At 73.0% G+C, this 15,016-nt stretch carries 16 protein-coding genes and 1 pseudogene; 3 read left to right on the forward strand and 14 right to left on the reverse strand.

Annotation, left to right across the window (positions count from 1 at the left end; translation table 11 throughout):
- Both EV187_RS13790 and EV187_RS13795 read left to right on the forward strand, forming a co-directional pair.
- Window positions 1–1,026: a glycosyltransferase gene (locus tag EV187_RS13790; protein WP_130354079.1), complete on the forward strand. Its 1,026-nt coding sequence runs from the start codon at window positions 1–3 to the stop codon at window positions 1,024–1,026.
- Window positions 1,023–2,489 carry a glycoside hydrolase family 130 protein gene (locus tag EV187_RS13795; protein ID WP_130353630.1) on the forward strand — a complete coding sequence of 489 codons (1,467 nt, stop codon included), beginning with the start codon at window positions 1,023–1,025 and terminating at the stop codon, window positions 2,487–2,489. Before EV187_RS13790 ends, EV187_RS13795 begins: the two co-directional genes overlap by 4 nt.
- Before the next feature lie 50 nt (window positions 2,490–2,539).
- Here the strand turns inward: EV187_RS13795 and EV187_RS13800 are convergent, their stop codons facing one another.
- The 3 genes and pseudogenes from EV187_RS13800 to EV187_RS18400 all read right to left on the reverse strand — a co-directional run bounded on the left by EV187_RS13800 (window position 2,540) and on the right by EV187_RS18400 (window position 3,346).
- A complete protein-coding gene (locus EV187_RS13800; protein WP_130353631.1) occupies window positions 2,540–2,815 on the reverse strand; it encodes a hypothetical protein in 276 nt (91 codons plus the stop codon).
- Window positions 2,816–2,868: 53 nt separating this feature from the next.
- A pseudogene (locus EV187_RS13805) lies at window positions 2,869–3,186 on the reverse strand (three-helix bundle dimerization domain-containing protein); the annotation flags it as partial.
- Window positions 3,187–3,208: 22 nt separating this feature from the next.
- Window positions 3,209–3,346 carry a hypothetical protein gene (locus tag EV187_RS18400; RefSeq protein WP_165391199.1) on the reverse strand — a complete coding sequence of 46 codons (138 nt, stop codon included), beginning with the start codon at window positions 3,344–3,346 and terminating at the stop codon, window positions 3,209–3,211.
- 58 nt (window positions 3,347–3,404) lie between these two features.
- Between EV187_RS18400 and EV187_RS13810 the strand changes: the two genes are divergently transcribed.
- Entirely contained in the window at window positions 3,405–4,289 is an 885-nt protein-coding gene (locus EV187_RS13810) for an alpha/beta fold hydrolase (protein WP_130353633.1), read from the forward strand.
- 170 nt (window positions 4,290–4,459) lie between these two features.
- On the opposite strand, the gene EV187_RS13815 is transcribed toward EV187_RS13810, so the two are convergent.
- The 11 genes from EV187_RS13815 to EV187_RS13865 form a co-directional block, all read right to left on the reverse strand.
- Entirely contained in the window at window positions 4,460–5,677 is a 1,218-nt protein-coding gene (locus tag EV187_RS13815) for an acetyl-CoA C-acetyltransferase (RefSeq protein WP_242609608.1), read from the reverse strand.
- Window positions 5,674–6,327, reverse strand: a complete 654-nt coding sequence (locus tag EV187_RS13820) for a CoA transferase subunit B (protein ID WP_130353634.1) — start codon at window positions 6,325–6,327, stop codon at window positions 5,674–5,676. The genes EV187_RS13815 and EV187_RS13820 overlap by 4 nt, the downstream gene beginning before the upstream one ends.
- Window positions 6,327–7,106: a CoA transferase subunit A gene (locus EV187_RS13825; protein ID WP_130353635.1), complete on the reverse strand. Its 780-nt coding sequence runs from the start codon at window positions 7,104–7,106 to the stop codon at window positions 6,327–6,329. Before EV187_RS13825 ends, EV187_RS13820 begins: the two co-directional genes overlap by 1 nt.
- Window positions 7,099–8,322, reverse strand: coding sequence for a bifunctional 3-oxoadipate enol-lactonase/4-carboxymuconolactone decarboxylase PcaDC (gene pcaDC / locus EV187_RS18795; RefSeq protein ID WP_130353636.1), 1,224 nt, complete (start codon window positions 8,320–8,322; stop codon window positions 7,099–7,101). Before pcaDC ends, EV187_RS13825 begins: the two co-directional genes overlap by 8 nt.
- The gene (locus EV187_RS13835; protein ID WP_130353637.1) at window positions 8,319–9,524 is read right to left on the reverse strand and encodes a lyase family protein; all 1,206 of its coding nucleotides are present in this window, start codon (window positions 9,522–9,524) and stop codon (window positions 8,319–8,321) included. Before EV187_RS13835 ends, pcaDC begins: the two co-directional genes overlap by 4 nt.
- The gene (gene pcaG, locus EV187_RS13840) at window positions 9,521–10,108 is read right to left on the reverse strand and encodes a protocatechuate 3,4-dioxygenase subunit alpha (RefSeq protein ID WP_130353638.1); all 588 of its coding nucleotides are present in this window, start codon (window positions 10,106–10,108) and stop codon (window positions 9,521–9,523) included. The genes EV187_RS13835 and pcaG overlap by 4 nt, the downstream gene beginning before the upstream one ends.
- Window positions 10,101–10,958, reverse strand: coding sequence for a protocatechuate 3,4-dioxygenase subunit beta (pcaH, locus tag EV187_RS13845; RefSeq protein ID WP_130353639.1), 858 nt, complete (start codon window positions 10,956–10,958; stop codon window positions 10,101–10,103). The genes pcaG and pcaH overlap by 8 nt, the downstream gene beginning before the upstream one ends.
- A gap of 34 nt (window positions 10,959–10,992) precedes the next feature.
- On the reverse strand, window positions 10,993–12,177 hold the full coding sequence (locus EV187_RS13850) for a 4-hydroxybenzoate 3-monooxygenase (protein ID WP_130353640.1): 1,185 nt from the start codon (window positions 12,175–12,177) through the stop codon (window positions 10,993–10,995).
- A gap of 107 nt (window positions 12,178–12,284) precedes the next feature.
- Window positions 12,285–13,040 carry an IclR family transcriptional regulator gene (locus EV187_RS13855; RefSeq protein WP_130353641.1) on the reverse strand — a complete coding sequence of 252 codons (756 nt, stop codon included), beginning with the start codon at window positions 13,038–13,040 and terminating at the stop codon, window positions 12,285–12,287.
- A gap of 37 nt (window positions 13,041–13,077) precedes the next feature.
- Window positions 13,078–13,857, reverse strand: coding sequence for a hypothetical protein (locus tag EV187_RS13860; RefSeq protein ID WP_130353642.1), 780 nt, complete (start codon window positions 13,855–13,857; stop codon window positions 13,078–13,080).
- 127 nt (window positions 13,858–13,984) lie between these two features.
- A complete protein-coding gene (locus EV187_RS13865) occupies window positions 13,985–14,914 on the reverse strand; it encodes an AraC family transcriptional regulator (protein ID WP_165391200.1) in 930 nt (309 codons plus the stop codon).
- Between the last annotated feature and the right edge of the window lie 102 nt (window positions 14,915–15,016).

The raw sequence follows: 15,016 nt of genomic DNA on the forward strand, positions 1-15,016 counted from the left end.
ATGTCGGGCCGCGCGCCGTCCTATTCCCACCTCGTCGCGCTGATGGACGAGCACGGCATCTTCGAGCATGCGCTGTTCGACGTCCCGCGTCGGGGCGATGGCTACTGCGTCGATGACGTGGCTCGCGCCCTCATCGTGCTGGTACGCGAACCGGACCAGACGCCCGAGCTCGCCGCCCTCGCCGAGACGTGCCTCGGGTTCCTGGAGGATGCGGTCGAAGTCGACGGCCGCGCGCACAACCGCATGGCGGCCGGCGGCGGCTGGACCGACGACCCCGCGCTCGGCGACTGGTGGGGCCGCGCGCTGTGGGCGCTCGGCGTCACGGCCGTCCGTGCGCCGACGGAGACCGCGCGCACGCGCGCACTGGTCGCGTTCCACCGTGCGGCATCCGCCAGGTCGCCGCACGGACGGGCCATGGCGTTCGCGACACTCGGTGCCGCCGACGTGCTGGCCGCACACCCTGACGACCTCGCCGCGTGCTCGCTGCTGCTCGACGGAGTGGCGACGATCGAGATCCCGCGAGACGACCCCTGGGGCTGGCCGGAGCCTCGACTCCGCTACGCCAACGCGGTGCTTCCCGAAGCCCTGCTGGCCGCCGGGATGGCGATGGTCAGCCCTCGTATCGTGAGCCGCGGGCTCGGGATGCTGCGCTTCCTCGTCGGGGTCGAGACGGCCGGCGGACGCCTCTCCGTGACGGGTGCCGGCGGTCGTGGTCCCGGGCAGACGGCGGCCCAGTTCGACCAGCAGCCGATCGAGGTCGCCGCCCTCGCGGATGCCTGTGCACGCGCGTTCGACATCACGGACGAGTCGTCGTGGCGCCACGCCGTCGCCGCGTCATGGGCGTGGTTCATGGGCGACAATGACGCGACGACCCCGATGTTCGACGAGGAGTCGGGTGCCGGTTTCGACGGACTGGAGAAGGACGGGCGGAACGAGAACCGCGGGGCGGAGTCGACGCTCGCGGCGCTGAGCACCTATCAGCAGGCCCGGCGCCTCGGCGTCCTCGAGACGGTGCGCTCACGATGATCCACGCACACCCGGCGCACCTCGAGCACGATCCGTCACGAGTCGTCGGCAGGTTCTTCCTGCCGGGAGACGGGCTCCCATCGTCGCACTCGCGCGTCACGCAGATCGTCGCTCGCGTTCTCGACAGCCCCCCTCGGCTCACCCAGGAGACCGCCGCTCGTCTCGTTGACGAGCTCGCGGAACGACACGCGGGGGCGGCCGAGCTGATCCTGGCGAACGCCCGGGCGGTCGGCAGCCGGGTCCGGAACTCCGCCGTGCTGACGGAGTCCCAGGCACTCGTGGTCGGTGCGGCGTTCACGGCGGAGTATGCGGTCGAGGGAGCCGCGCTCTGCAACCCGAGCGCAGTCGCGCATCCGTCCCAGGAAGGTCTCGCTCCCGACGACCTCCGGGTGGCGATCGCGCTCCGCTGCATCGGCGAAGGACACATCTCGTCGATCGGCTTCGCCGAAGCCGTGATCGGCGCCGACGGCACGTGGACATTCTCGCCGAGGGCGGCGCCGATCACCGGCCCCGTGGTCTCGGGAGGTGACTGGTCACGGCTCCACTTCGGTCGCGCACTCGAGCACGAGGGCCATCTCGGCGATCTCGCGAACGCGGTCGTGGGCAACCTGCCCGAACGCTTCACGAGCGTCGAGCTCGAGCAGGCGCTGCTCGCGCTGCCGGAACAGCTCTCCACACGTCCGGACAGCCGTGAGCCGACGCAGTCGTTGCGCGACATGGCGGCATCCGCGTATCGCGCCGAGTTCCCCGAATCCGTCCCGCTGAGTGCACGCGTGCTGCTCCCCGTCGCCGCCGAGGAGGACCACGGCATCGAGGATGCCCGCTTCGTCCGTTTCACGGACGTCGACGGGACCATCGGGTACCGCGCCACCTACACGGCCTACGACGGGCGGGACGTCGCACCCAGGCTCATCACCTCTCCCGATCTGACCTCGTTCGCCGTCCATCGCCTCACCGGCACCGGCGCTCACAACAAGGGCATGGCACTGTTCCCACGCCTCGTCGCCGGCCAGCACCTCGCCCTCAGTCGCACCGACGGTGAGAACATCTCGCTCGCGCGGTCGGCTGACGGCGTGATCTGGGACGACCTCGGTATCGTGCATCGCCCCATGGAACTGTGGGAGCTCGTGCAATTGGGCAACTGCGGTTCCCCGGTCGAGACCGACGCAGGGTGGGTGGTGCTCACCCATGGAGTGGGACCGCTGCGCACGTACTCGCTCGGCGCACTCCTGCTCGACCTCGACGACCCGTCGCGGGTCATCGCGCGCACGACCATGCCGCTGCTGGAGCCGACCGGCGACCTGCGGGATGGCTACGTCCCGCGGGTCGTGTACTCGTGTGGCGCGATCCTCCACCGGGGGACCCTGTGGATCCCCGTGGGCGTGGGGGACGCCCGCATCCGGGTGTTCTCCGTTTCGATCGATGAGCTCATCGCGTCGATGACCCGGCCTTCTTCCAGCTGACGCGTTCGTGACGCGCGAGTACGGCGCTCACGTCCGCAGATCGGACTCCGTCACGAGTCCGAATCATCCGTGATCCGGACCTGGCTGAGGAAGCATTGCTCGACCACGTCGTCCAGGTCCTCACCGGAGCCGAGGACATCGACGCGTCCCGACGGATCCTCCGATCCGTATGCGATCCACCGCGCGTTCTCGTGGAAGACCGCGCCGAGGTAGAGTCCGTCGGGATCATCGTCGCCGACATGGACCACGAAGCCGAGAGCCTCGGAGAGCGGGAACGCCGTCACGGTGAGGGCACCCTCGCTGAGGTAGATCCGCGGCGCCGCCATGCGTGCAGGGTACCGCCGGGAACGAACGGACGGAAGGCGCCGCCGACCGGCGGTCAGACCGATCCGCCGCCGAGGTCGCCGAAGAGGAATCCCGCTCGCTGCTCGCGTGCCGTCCGCTCGATCTCCATCGGGTCCATCTCCGCGGCGTCGTCCGCGACCACGGCCGGGCCGCCGGGATCGCCGGCGGCGACGCTCACCGGATCGGCCTCGCCACGGAGGCGCTCGTCGGCGGCGTGCTCGACGAGCGCCGGAATGTACTCACGCACCCGGCCGGCCTCGAGGCGGGCGAGCTCCTCGTCGACCACCTGCTGCACGCGATCGCGAGCCAGCGTCGGGAAGCGCTCGGTCAATCGTGCGATGACGTTCTCGACCGCGTGGTGCTCAACGGATCACTCATGCGTGCATTGTCTTCCGGTCGCGGGCATCGAGCAACGGCCGGCCGGTGAAGAGCACATGAACACGCTGGTGGATCCTCCGGTCGAGCCGGTGGTGCCGGACGCCGCCCGCGCCGACCTCGAGCGTGCCCTGCATCGTAGAATCACCGTGAGATCGGCGCTGAACGGCAGCGCGCACGTGGATCGGGGGCCGCATGGTGGAGGCGGACTCGCCGCACCGGGAACGGCGAAGCCCTCGGCATCCCGCATCGACCCTCACCGAACGGTGGACGAGGATCGACGGCGTCGACGTGTTCTATCGCGAAGCCCCCGGCCCGCCCGGCGCGCCCGCGATGGTGCACGTGCACGGGTTCGGCCTCTCGGGGCGATACCTGCTGCCGACGGCGGAACGCCTGAGCGACGAGTTCCACACGCTCGTTCCCGACCTGCCCGGATTCGGCCTGAGCTGGCGGGCGCCCCGAGCGCTCGACATGCCCGGCCTCGCCCACGCCGCAGCGAGCTTCCTCGACGATCGAGGGGTCGAGTCGGCCACGCTCGTGGGCAACTCCATGGGCTGCCCGGTCATCAGCGAGTTCGCCTACCGCTATCCCGAGCGGATCGACCGGGCGGTGCTCGTGTCGCCGGCCGGAGGCAAGTACAACCAGCCGCTGATCGGCGCGATGACCCAGATCGCGCGCGACGGGACGCGAGAGCCCAACCAGTTGATGCGGGTGGCCGTTCCCGACTACCTGCGCTTCGGCATCCCCAGCACGGTGCGGATGTTCCGCGCCCTCACCCGCTACCCGACCCTGGAGCGCCTGCTCGGCCTGCGCATCCCGACGCTCATCGTCGTCGGGGACCGGGATCCGCTGATGCCGCCCCCGTCGGTCGTGCGCGAGATCGCGGCCAAGACCGACAACGACTCCGCGGTGCTGGTGATGATCGAGGGAGCGGCGCACGCCATCAACTTCAGCCATCCCGCCGAGCTCGCCCACATCATCCGCCTCTTCATGGCGGATCGGCCGATCGTCGACGATCCCGATGCGCCCGGCAACGCCCGCGCGGTGGAGCTCCACCGGGGGACCCGTCCCCCCGCGTGACCGCGGCCGACAGCGACCGAGAGACCCGCACCGCATGCAGCTCCGCCCCGAACGCCCCGGCGACGAGGACGCCATCCACCACCTCACCGCGATCGCCTTCGAACCCATGCCGTTCGGCGACGGCTCGGAGGCGCAGGGGTAGCGACCGCCCTCGGCGCCGCTCCAGCGCGTCACGCGGCTCGTTCGAACACCGCCGCGAGGGCCTGCCCGCCACCGATGCACATGGTCTCGAGCGCGAGCTCGCCGTCGAGTGCGGGCAGCTCGTGCGCGAGGGTCGCGAGCATGCGGATGCCGGTGGCGCCGATCGGGTGCCCGATCGAGATGCCGCTGCCGCGCGGATTCAGTCGGGGATCCTCCGCATCGAGGCCCCAGTCGGCGAGGCACGCGAGCACCTGCACCGCGAAGGCCTCGTTGAGTTCGATCACGTCGAGGTCATCGAAGCGGATGCCGGCGCGCCGCAGCGCGAGGTTCGCCGCGGGAACGGGAGCCACGCCGAAGTGCAGCGGGTCGTTGCCCGCCACCGCCCACGACCGGAGCCGCAGCATCGGCGTGAGCCCGAGCTCGGCCGCGCGCTCGGGCGTCGTGACGATGCACGCGGCGGCGGCGTCGTTCTGCCCGCTGGAGTTGCCGGCCGTCACGGTCGCCGCGGCATCCGCGCGTTGCAGGAGGGGGCGCAGGGCGGCGAGCGCCTCGAGCGACGTGTCGGCCCGAGGATGCTCGTCGCGATCGACGGTCACGCTGCCACGCCGCCCCGAGACCTCCACCGGCACGAGCTCGGCGTCGAACGCGCCCGACTCCTGGGCGGACACCGCCCGCCGGTGCGAGCGCAGGGCCAGGGCGTCCTGGACCTCGCGAGGGATGCCGTACTCGGCGCGCAGCACCTCGGCGGCGCCGACGTTGCCCTCGGGCGTCGGGAACCGGGAGCCGCCGACCGTCGCCCGCCCCCGGGCGAGCGCGTCATGCAGCATGAGCCCTCCGCCCGGGATGCCGCGACGGCCCTCGACCGTGTAGAGCGGCGCGTTCGACATCGATTCCGCTCCGAGGGCGATCACGACGTCGGCGATACCCGTCTGCACCTCCATCGCCGCGTTGGCGACCGCCTGGAGCCCCGAACCGCAGCGACGGTCGAGCTGGTAGCCGGTCGTCGTCTCGGGGAAGCCGGCGTCGAGCGCCGCGACCCGGCCGAACGCCGGCGCCTCCATCGTCGGGTATCCCTGCGCGCCGATCACCCCGTCGACCACGGCGGGGTCCAGGCCCGTGCGGTCGAGGAGCGCGCGCAGCACCGTCGTGGCCAGCTCCAGCGCCGACGCGGGCGCCAGCACGCCGCCCATGCGTCCGACGGGCGTGCGCAGCGGCGAGCAGACGACGACCTCGCGCAGCTCGGTCACGACGTCGCCGACAGCTCGGCGGGCACGCGGAGCGGTGCGCCCGTGGCATCCGTCACCTGCTCGACCGTCACCCCCGGCGCGAGCTCGACGAGCACGAGCCCGTCGGCGGTGACGTCGATCACCGCCAGGTCGGTGATGATCCGGTCGACGCACGCCCGCCCGGTCAGCGGCAGCGTGCACTGCTCGACGAGCTTCGCCGAGCCGTCCTTCGCGATGTGCTCCATGACCACGATGACCCGCTCGGCGCCGTTGACGAGGTCCATCGCCCCGCCCATTCCCTTCACCATCCGGCCCGGCACCGCCCAGTTGGCGATGTCCCCGTGAGACGACACCTGCATCGCCCCGAGCACCGCGGTCGTGATACGGCCGCCCCGGATCATGCCGAAGCTCGCGGCCGAGTCGAAGTACGCGGCCCCGGGCAGCACGGTCACGGTCTCCTTGCCGGCATTGATGAGCTTCGGATCCTCCTCGCCCTCCCACGGGTAGGGCCCGACGCCGAGGATGCCGTTCTCGGAATGGAGGACCACCTCGACCCCGTCGGGGAGGTGGTTGGGGATGAGCGTCGGCAGGCCGATGCCGAGGTTCACGTAGGTGCCGTCCTGCAGCTCGCGGGCGGCGCGGGCGGCCATCTCGTCGCGGGTGAGCGGCATCAGGCGTCCCTCCTCGGACGGGTGGTGACCTTCTCGATGGGCAGGTCGGCGGACTCCTCCGGACTCAGCACGACGATGCGGTCCACGTAGATGCCCGGCAGGTGGATGTCGTCGGGATCGAGCACGCCCGGTTCCACGAGCTCGTCGACCTCGGCGATGGTGAACCGGCCGGCCATGCCCGCGAGCGGGTTGAAGTTGCGCGCGGCCTTCTCGAACCGCAGGTTGCCGTGCCGGTCGCCGACGGCGGCCCGCACGAGGCCCACGTCGGTGCGGATCGCGCGTTCGAGCACGTACTCGCGCGTGCGGCCGAACGCGTCGAAGGGGCGCAGCTCCTTGGGGTCGCTCGCGAGCGCCACGGAGCCGTCCGCCGCGTACCGGATCGGCATGCCGCCGTCGGACACCGCGGTGCCCGCGCCGGTGGCGGTGTAGAACGCCGGGATGCCGACGCCGCCCGCGCGGAGCCGTTCGGCGAGGGTGCCCTGCGGGGTGAGCTCGACCTCGACCTCGCCGCCGAGGTACTGGCGGGCGAACTCCCTGTTCTCGCCGATGTACGACGCGATCACGCGCCGGATGCGACCGGCGGCCAGCAGTTCGCCGAGGCCCCAGCCGTCGACGCCGCAGTTGTTCGAGACCACCTCGAGGTCGCGGGTGCCCTGCGCGAGCAGCGCCCGGATCAGCACGATCGGCACCCCCGACAGCCCGAACCCGCCGACGGCGAGCGATGCGCCGTCGGGGATGTCGGCGACCGCCTCGGTCGCGCTCGCGTACGTCTTATCCATCGGTCTCCTCGGCGTGGGTCTCTTCGGTGAACACCTCGCGCGCGATGGCGAGGGCGGTGTTGGCCGCCGGCAGGCCGGCGTAGAGGGCGGTGTGCAGGATGACCTCGGTGATCTCGGCACGCTCGAGCCCGTTGCGCCGGGCGGCCCGAACGTGCATCCGGATCTCGGCCTCGTGGCCGCCCGTGACGAGGCTCGCGAGCGTGGCGATCGAGCGCTCGCGTCGCGACAGGTCGGGACGCGACCAGATCTCGCCCCACGCGTAGCGGGTGATGAAGTCCTGGAACGGCGCGGTCTCGGGAGTGGCGGCCGCGACGGCGGCGTCGACGTGGGCGTCGCCGAGCACGGCACGGCGCACGGCCATGCCGCGGGTCGCGGCGTCGGCCGGCGCGGCGGGGTCGCCCTCGGAGGCGCCGGTCGCGGCATCCGTCGACGCCACCCGTTCGGCGATGAGCGCGGCTACCTCGTCGGGCCGGTCGAGCGGCGGCAGGTGCGCCGAGCCGGCGAGCTCGACGAACCGCGCACCCGGCACCTCGGCGGCGAGCGCGCGCATCGCCTCAGTCGTGGTGACCCCGTCGTGCTCGCCCGCGACGAAGAGCGCGGGCACCGCCAGCCCGGTGGCCTCCACGGTGCGATCGAACCCGCCGAGTGCCTCGCAGCAGCGTGCATAGGACTCGTCGTCGACGTCGACGAGCAGGCGCAGCGCGCGCCCGCCCGGTCCGTCGGGCTCCCGCTCGAGGTAGCCGGGAGCGAACCAGCGCTGCGCGCTGCCCCCGACGAGCGACGCCGTGCCCGACGCCCGCACGCTCGCGGCCCGCTCGGCCCAGCCCTCGGCGGTGCCGATGCGGGCCCCGCTCGCCAGCATCGTGAGGCTCGCGATCCGGTCGGATGCCGCGACCGCGAGCTCGAGCGCGATGACGCCGCCGAGGGAGTCGCCGGCGACGTGGAAGCGTCCCCCGCCCACCTCGTCGACCACGCGCAGCACGCCCTCGGCGAGCTCGGGGATCGTGAGCGGATCGCGGGCGACCGGGCTGGCGCCGTGTCCGGGGAGATCGACCCGGAGGATCCGCACGGCGGGGAGCGTCGGACGCAGCGCCGCGACGACGCGGTCCCACAGCTCGGTGGTGGTGCCGAGCGAGGGCAGCAGCACGAGGAGCTCGGTCGCGTCGGCCGTCGGAGCCGCCGCGGTCACCGATCCGGTGAGGCGGGGAACGGTCATGGTGCGACCTCCGTGGCGGCGCGGTATCGGGCGACGGCGTCGTCGACGACCGTTCCGGCGGCAGCGACGACCGCGGCGCGGTCGCGCACGAGTTCGGGGCCGAGCGCCAGGGTGCGCTCGATCGCGTCGTGCACGACGGCGAGCCCGGCGACGAGGTCGGCGGCGGCATCCGCGCTCTCGGCAGCCAGGCGCAGCAGCGATCGGAACGCCTGCCACTCGGCATGCCACTCCCCCGTGGGCCGGGCGTCCGCCGACACGGCCGCCGCGTGCAGCGTGGCGACGAGGCCCGCGGCCCGCAGTCCGTTCGCGGTGAGCAGCACGGCGTCGACGGGATTGCGCTTGTGCGGCATGGCCGATGATCCGCCGGCGCGCGCGACCGCGACCTCGCCGATCTCGGTGCGGGCGAGGAACGCGACGTCACGTCCGAGGCGGGCGCAGGCCGCGACCACCGCCGCCGCGGCGTTGCCGAGGGCCAGCACGGCGGTGCGGTCGGTGTGCCACGCGCGTCCCGGGTCGTCGAGGCCGAGCCGTGCGGCCGTCGCGGCACGCAGGCGGGGCGTGACGCCGGGCTGCCGCTCGTCGAACGCGAGCCCGGTGCCGACCGCGCCGCCGAGCTGCACCGGGAAGGCGACGGCGTGCACGACCTCGATCGCGCTCGTGACGGCGTCGAGCCAGGTCGCGACCTGCGCGCCGACCGTCGACGCCTCGGCATGCTGGCCGAGCGTGCGGGCCATCGAGACGGTCGCGCGCTCGGCATGGGCGAGTCGGGCCAGGCCCTCCCCCGCCGCGATCAGCCGGGCGCGCCCGGCGTCGAGCACGCGCTTCGCGACGAGCACGAGGGCGGAGTCGAGGATGTCCTGGCTCGTGGCGCCGTCGTGCACGCGCGATCCCCATCCCGGGTGGGCCGCGTCGGCCTGTGCGCGGAGCTGTACCACGAGCGCGATCACGGGCACGCCGCCCTCGCGCGCACCGGCGAGCAGCGCGTCGGCGTCGAGCGCCTCGACGCGGAGGGCATCGGCCACGGCCCGCGACGCGCCGCGGGCGGCGTCGGCGTCGGCCGCGTCGGACACGTCGCCCCACGCGAGCACCAGCGCGCGTTCCACGTCGACGAGTGCTGCGAGCACGGCGTCATCGGATGCCGCGGCGGCCGCCCCGCCCAGGGGCTCGAGGAGCCCCCAGTCGAACGCCGCCGGTGCCGTCATCGCGCGACGCCCTCGAACTGGAGGAACACCGTCTCGCCGTCGCCCTGCAGCCGGATGTCGAACCGATAGCCGCCCGAGGCGTCGGCCTCGGCGATGAGCGTCCCGCGCCGCGAGGCGTCGACGCTCGCGAGGAACGGGTCGCGTGCGTTGCGCTCGTCCTCATCCGCGAAGTAGGCCCGGGTGAAGAGGTGGTGGGTCAGTCCGCGGGCGAACACGGTCACCAGCACGTGGGGTGCGGCATCGGGGCGCGCGGCGCCGGGCTTGATCGTGGTGAACGCGTAGTGGCCGTCGCGGTCCACCGCGGTGCGCCCGAAGCCCGTGACGCCGTGGCCGTCGCGCTCGAGGCTGCCGCGCACGGCGATGGGGCGACCCGCGGCATCCGCGTGCCAGATCTCGACGACCGCGTCGGGCACCGGATCGCCCGCGCCGTCGTACACCGTGCCGTGGAAGCGAACGGCGTCGGGATGCCACGGCGGCGCCACGTCGGGACCGCCGGGGTAGGGCAGCGCGTAGCCGAAGAACGGACCGACCGTCTGCGACGGGGTCTGCAGGAACGGGCCCTGCGGCGACGGGGTGTCAGGCATGATCGGCGTCCTCCGGTTCCATCCAGGTGGCCCGCGACCCGGTGAGCACCACGTCCCACCGATAGCCGAGCGCCCACTCCGGTTCGCTCACGTCGTGGTCGTATCGTGCCACGAGCCGCTCGCGCGCCGCAGGGTCGACGATCGACTGGTAGATCGGGTCGAGCGCGAACAGCGGGTCGCCGGGGAAGTACATCTGCGTGATGAGGCGCTGCGTGAACGCCGAGCCGAAGAACGAGAAGTGGATGTGCGCCGGCCGCCACGCGTTGCGGTGGTTCTTCCACGGGTACGCGCCCGGCTTGATGGTCGTGAGCCGGTACCCGCCGTCGTCGCCGGTGATCACGCGGCCGACGCCCGTGAAGTTCGGATCGAGCGGCGCGGGATGCTGGTCGCGCTTGTGCACGTAGCGGCCGGCGGCGTTCGCCTGCCAGATCTCGACGAGCTGGTTGCGCACCGGGCGGCCGTCTCCGTCCAGGATCCGCCCCGTCACGATGATGCGCTCGCCGAGCGGCTCGCCCGTGTGCTGGATGGTGAGGTCGCCCTCCTCGGCGGCCACGTCGGTGTGCCCGAACGCTGGTGAGACGAGCTCGATCTCCTCGGGGTGAGCGCGCACGAGCTCGTGCGTCGGATGCCGCAGCGTCGTCGAGCGGTAGGGCGCGAAGTCGCGCGGGGGATGCACGGGCACTGCGCGGCCGGCGGCGGACGCGTCCTCGCGGACGGCCCGATGGCGTTCGGCGATCTCGGCCGAGATCGTCGCCTGCTCGAGCGTCGGCTGGCCGCCGACGACGACCCGATCGGCGGCGGGCTCGAGGCCGGCGTGGATCTCGGGTTCGTCTCGGTCGATGTCGGTCATGGTGCTCCTCGGGTGGACGGGGGTGCGGGTCGACTCAGAAGGGAAGGCCGGCGTACTGCTCCGCCAGGCTGCGCATGGCGTGCTCGGAGCCGGTCACGTACTCGAGCTGGCCGACCTGGCTGCGGTAGCGGAACGCGCGCGCCGAGGCATCCGGAACCTCGTGGTGCACGTGCAGCATCTCGGTCATCCACTGGGAGAAGTGCTGCACCTTCCACTGGCGCGCGAGCGCCCGGTCGCTGTACCGGTCGAGGCCGGTGGAGTCGCCCGCCCGGTGGTCGAGGAGGGCTCGTCCGAGCATCGCGACGTCGGCGATCGCCGAGTTGAGGCCCTTCGCGCCGGTGGGCGGCACGATGTGGCCGGCGTCGCCGGCGAGGAACATCCGCCCGCTCGACATCGTCGAGACGACGAAGCTGCGCATCGGGGTGATCGACTTCTCGGTGATCGGGCCCTCCTGCAGCTCCCAGCCGTCGACGCCGAGACGTGTCTGCAGCGCGTCCCAGATGCGGGCGTCGCTCCATGCGTCGATCGACTCGTCGGGGCCGACCTGCACGTAGAGGCGAGACACCTCGAGCGAGCGCATGGAGTGCATGCCGAATCCGTCGGCGTGAAGCGCGTAGATGAGGTCGTCGGTCGAGGGCGGCACGTCGGCGAGGATGCCGAGCCAGCCGAACGGGTAGCTGCGCTCGAAGACCTGCAGGTCGCCGGCGGGCACCCGCTGGCGGCAGATGCCGTGGTAGCCGTCGGCGCCCACGACGAAGTCGCACGCGAGCTCGTGCACCTCGCCGTCCTTCGTGTAGATGACCTCGGGACGCTTGCCGGCGATGCCGACGGGCTCGACGTCCTCGGCCTCGAACACGATGCGCGAACCGAGGCGCTCGTGCTCGGCGAGCAGGTCGGCGACGAGCGCCTGCTGGCCGTAGACGGTGACGGTGCGGCCGACGAGCTCCTGGAAGTCGACGTGGTGCCGCTGGCGCTCGAACTGCAGGTAGATGCCGTGGTGGGTGAGGCCGCGCTCGCGCAGCCGGGCGTCGAGGCCGAGCTCGGCGAGGATGTCGACCGATCCCTGTTCCAGCACGCCGGCGCGGATGCGGCCGAGCACGTGCTCGCGCGACGAGCGCTCGAGGATCGTGAACGGCACCCCGGCCTGGCCGAGGATGTGGCCGAGCAGCAGGCCCGCCGGGCCCGCGCCGATGATCGCCACTCCGGTGGTCTGGTGCACGGATGCCGCCTCTTTCGCGTCGCTGGGAGGATGGGTCGATCCTCGCCTTTCCCCCGCCGCGCCGGGGCGCGACTTCCACCCAGTGGAAGAATCGGACGGTCGCGGCGTCAGGGCCGCCAGCCGAGCGCCGTCGAGACGCCTCGCGCTGCCATCCGCACGCCGAGCGCGAACTGCGGCTCCGACACGCGCTCGACGTGCGCGATGATCGACACCGCCGCGACGACCTCCCCCGAGGCATCCCGCACCGGCGCGGCGACCGAGAACGCGCCCGGCGTCAGCTCCTCGACCGCCGTCGAGATGCCGATCGAGCGGATCTCGGCGAGGCGGATCCGCAGCTCCCGCTCCTCGGTGAGCGTGTTGGGCAGGTACTTGCGCGGATGCGACGCGAGCACCTCGCCGAGCACCTCCGGCGGCGCGTGCGCGAGCAGCACGAGGCCGACACCCGTCGCGTGCAGCGGCAGGCGCGATCCCACGTCGGAGATCACCGGCACGGCGTCGCGCCCGGAGAGCCGCTCGAGGTAGATCGCCCCGAGGCCGTCGCGCACCGCCAGGTGCACGTGCTCGCGCGTGGACTCGAGCAGGTCCTCGAGGTACGGCAGCGCCGCGCTGCGCAGGCGACGGGCGGTGGGCTGACGAGCGCCCAGCCGCCAGAGCTTGAGGCCGAGCCGGTACCGTCCGTCGTCGCCGCGCACCAGGCCGCCCCACGCGACCCACTCGGCGACCAGGCGGTGTGCGGTCGACAACGGCAGACGCGCCCGCGCGGCGATCTCGCTGAGCGAGAGGTCCTCCCCGGTGGCGAAGGCGTCGGCGATCGCGAAGAGCTTGTCCGCGACCGAGCGATCGTCGGCAGCACGACCCGACATGCGCCCACTCTAGTGACGACGCGCGCGAGGCCGCCGGTCAGAAGGCCCTGAGGCCCAGCGCCACCGTGCCCGCGGAGCTGAGCCGCGCGACCGCGAGCCCGTAGCCCCTCGCGCCGTACTCGACCGCCAGCCCGTCGAGCGGGAAGATCCCGTTCACCGTGCACGCGCGGCGGAACGGACCGTTCGGCAGCACCAGCACGAGGCAGACGTCCACGCCGTCGACCGTGCGCACGAAGTACGCGGACGGCCCGTCGGTGCGGACGGCGAGCAGCCGCACGGACGACTCGTCGATGTCGTCGTCGAGCCCCGCCACCCTCGGTGCCTCGTCCGCGAGCGGGAGCCGATCGAAGAGCGGCAGGAGGAGCGTGTCGCCGAGCGGAACCCCCGGAGCCGGCGTCCACTCCGCGTAGAGCGTCGGCGACGAGGTCGAGCGCTCGGGCACCCGCTGGCCGGCGGTCCACCCGAGCGCCGCACCGAGCGAGATCCCGACCAGCCCCGCGACCGCCGCCCACCGCACGACGCGGCGACGGTTCGCGTGGTCGTCGACGGGCGCGGCGGGCGGCTGCGCGAGCTCTGCGGCATCCGACCCCGCGGCCTGAACGCCCGCTGTCTGCCCCGAGGACTCCGCCGCCGCGGTCGCCACCTCCGCGTCGACCGGCGCGTCGGCGTCGGCGCCCGCCTCGGTCGGCGTCGTGTCGCGGTCGGCCTGCTCCGCCGCGGCGAGCGCGGTGAGCTCTGCGGCCGCTCGCGCGCGGTCGGCGTCGCTGGAGTCGGCGCCGTACGCGATCCGCTGCAACGAGCGGAGACGGCGCTCCATGGCGTCCACCTGGTCCCCTTCACCGCTTCGGGCCAGCATGCAACACGGATCGCCCGGCGGCAAGGGCGGCAGAACGGGGTGCCACGGCGTCGCGGGTCGCCGCCCCGCACCGGCGTCAGCGTCAGCGTCAGCGGCGCAGCGTCTCCGACGGGTTCTCGCCGAAGGCCCGCCGGTACGCCTCGGCGAATCGCTGCAGGTGGGCGAACCCCCAGCGCCGGGCCACCTCGGCGACGGTGGCCTCGGGCCCGGCGGCCAGGAGGTCGGCGCGCGCGCCGTCGAGCCGGATCCGCCGCAGGACCTGCGCCGGCGACTCGCCGAGGTCGCGGGTGAACGCGTAGTGGAGGCCGCGCGTGGAGATGAACGCGGCCGCCGCGACATCCGAGATCGTGATGGGCTCGCCCGCGTGGGCGTGCATGTAGTCGACGGCGCGCCGGACGACGGCCGAGCCGCCCTTCCGGCCGTCGGCCTGCTCGAGCCAGTTGGTCGGGAACGCGTGCAGGAACGCCGTCGCGAGGTGGCGGAAGGTCGCCTCCGCCAGCAGTGGCTCGTCGAGCATCTCGGGCGACGCGTCGAGCGTCGAGCGGATGCCGCGCAGCAGCGTCGCCCAGTAGACCGCGAGCTCGGGCGACAATGGCGCCGTGCCCGTGCGCCGCAGCCTGAGCGACGCGTCGCCCGACGCGACCCGTGCGATCTCCTCGACCGCGGCGAGGTCGAGCACGACGATGCTCGCGTGATGCGTCTCCCAGCTGGCCGCGAGTTCCTCGGCCGGCGCGAGGAAGTGGCGGGGATCGATCTCGGTCCGCCCGTGGGACAGGCGGTAGCCGCGTCCGCCGCTCGCCACGACGGTCAGATCGGATGACCCGGTGATCGCCGCTCCGGGCACGTCCCATGCCGCGTCGACGAACGAGAATCGATCGGCCGTCGCGACCTCCATGCGAACGCTGACGCTCGCCCGGTCGACGGAACCGTACCGGAGCGCCGGGAAGAACCCGCCGAGGGCCTGCTGGACGCCGTCGAGGTCGTGGAACGACCGGGATTCGCGCTGCAGCCCGACCATGCTCGGCTCCTCTCGTCCGGCGCTGTGGCCGGGCATCCATCGTAGGACCTGCCGGCGGATCAGCGAACGGTCCGATTTCAGTACGGCTCGGTCCGCAATCGG

It is taken from the genome of Agromyces ramosus (assembly GCF_004216665.1).
Lineage (GTDB): Bacteria > Actinomycetota > Actinomycetes > Actinomycetales > Microbacteriaceae > Agromyces > Agromyces ramosus.

Coding starts and splice junctions, on each gene's coding strand:
- EV187_RS13790 (WP_130354079.1), top strand. CDS start 1: ATGTCGGGCCGCGCGCCGTCCTATTCCCACCTCGTCGCGCTGATGGAC.
- EV187_RS13795 (WP_130353630.1), top strand. CDS start 1,023: ATGATCCACGCACACCCGGCGCACCTCGAGCACGATCCGTCACGAGTC.
- EV187_RS13800 (WP_130353631.1), bottom strand. CDS start 2,815: ATGGCGGCGCCGCGGATCTACCTCAGCGAGGGTGCCCTCACCGTGACG.
- EV187_RS18400 (WP_165391199.1), bottom strand. CDS start 3,346: ATGCAGGGCACGCTCGAGGTCGGCGCGGGCGGCGTCCGGCACCACCGG.
- EV187_RS13810 (WP_130353633.1), top strand. CDS start 3,405: ATGGTGGAGGCGGACTCGCCGCACCGGGAACGGCGAAGCCCTCGGCAT.
- EV187_RS13820 (WP_130353634.1), bottom strand. CDS start 6,327: ATGCCGCTCACCCGCGACGAGATGGCCGCCCGCGCCGCCCGCGAGCTG.
- EV187_RS13825 (WP_130353635.1), bottom strand. CDS start 7,106: ATGGATAAGACGTACGCGAGCGCGACCGAGGCGGTCGCCGACATCCCC.
- pcaDC (WP_130353636.1), bottom strand. CDS start 8,322: ATGACCGTTCCCCGCCTCACCGGATCGGTGACCGCGGCGGCTCCGACG.
- EV187_RS13835 (WP_130353637.1), bottom strand. CDS start 9,524: ATGACGGCACCGGCGGCGTTCGACTGGGGGCTCCTCGAGCCCCTGGGC.
- pcaG (WP_130353638.1), bottom strand. CDS start 10,108: ATGCCTGACACCCCGTCGCCGCAGGGCCCGTTCCTGCAGACCCCGTCG.
- pcaH (WP_130353639.1), bottom strand. CDS start 10,958: ATGACCGACATCGACCGAGACGAACCCGAGATCCACGCCGGCCTCGAG.
- EV187_RS13855 (WP_130353641.1), bottom strand. CDS start 13,040: ATGTCGGGTCGTGCTGCCGACGATCGCTCGGTCGCGGACAAGCTCTTC.
- EV187_RS13860 (WP_130353642.1), bottom strand. CDS start 13,857: ATGGAGCGCCGTCTCCGCTCGTTGCAGCGGATCGCGTACGGCGCCGAC.
- EV187_RS13865 (WP_165391200.1), bottom strand. CDS start 14,914: ATGGTCGGGCTGCAGCGCGAATCCCGGTCGTTCCACGACCTCGACGGC.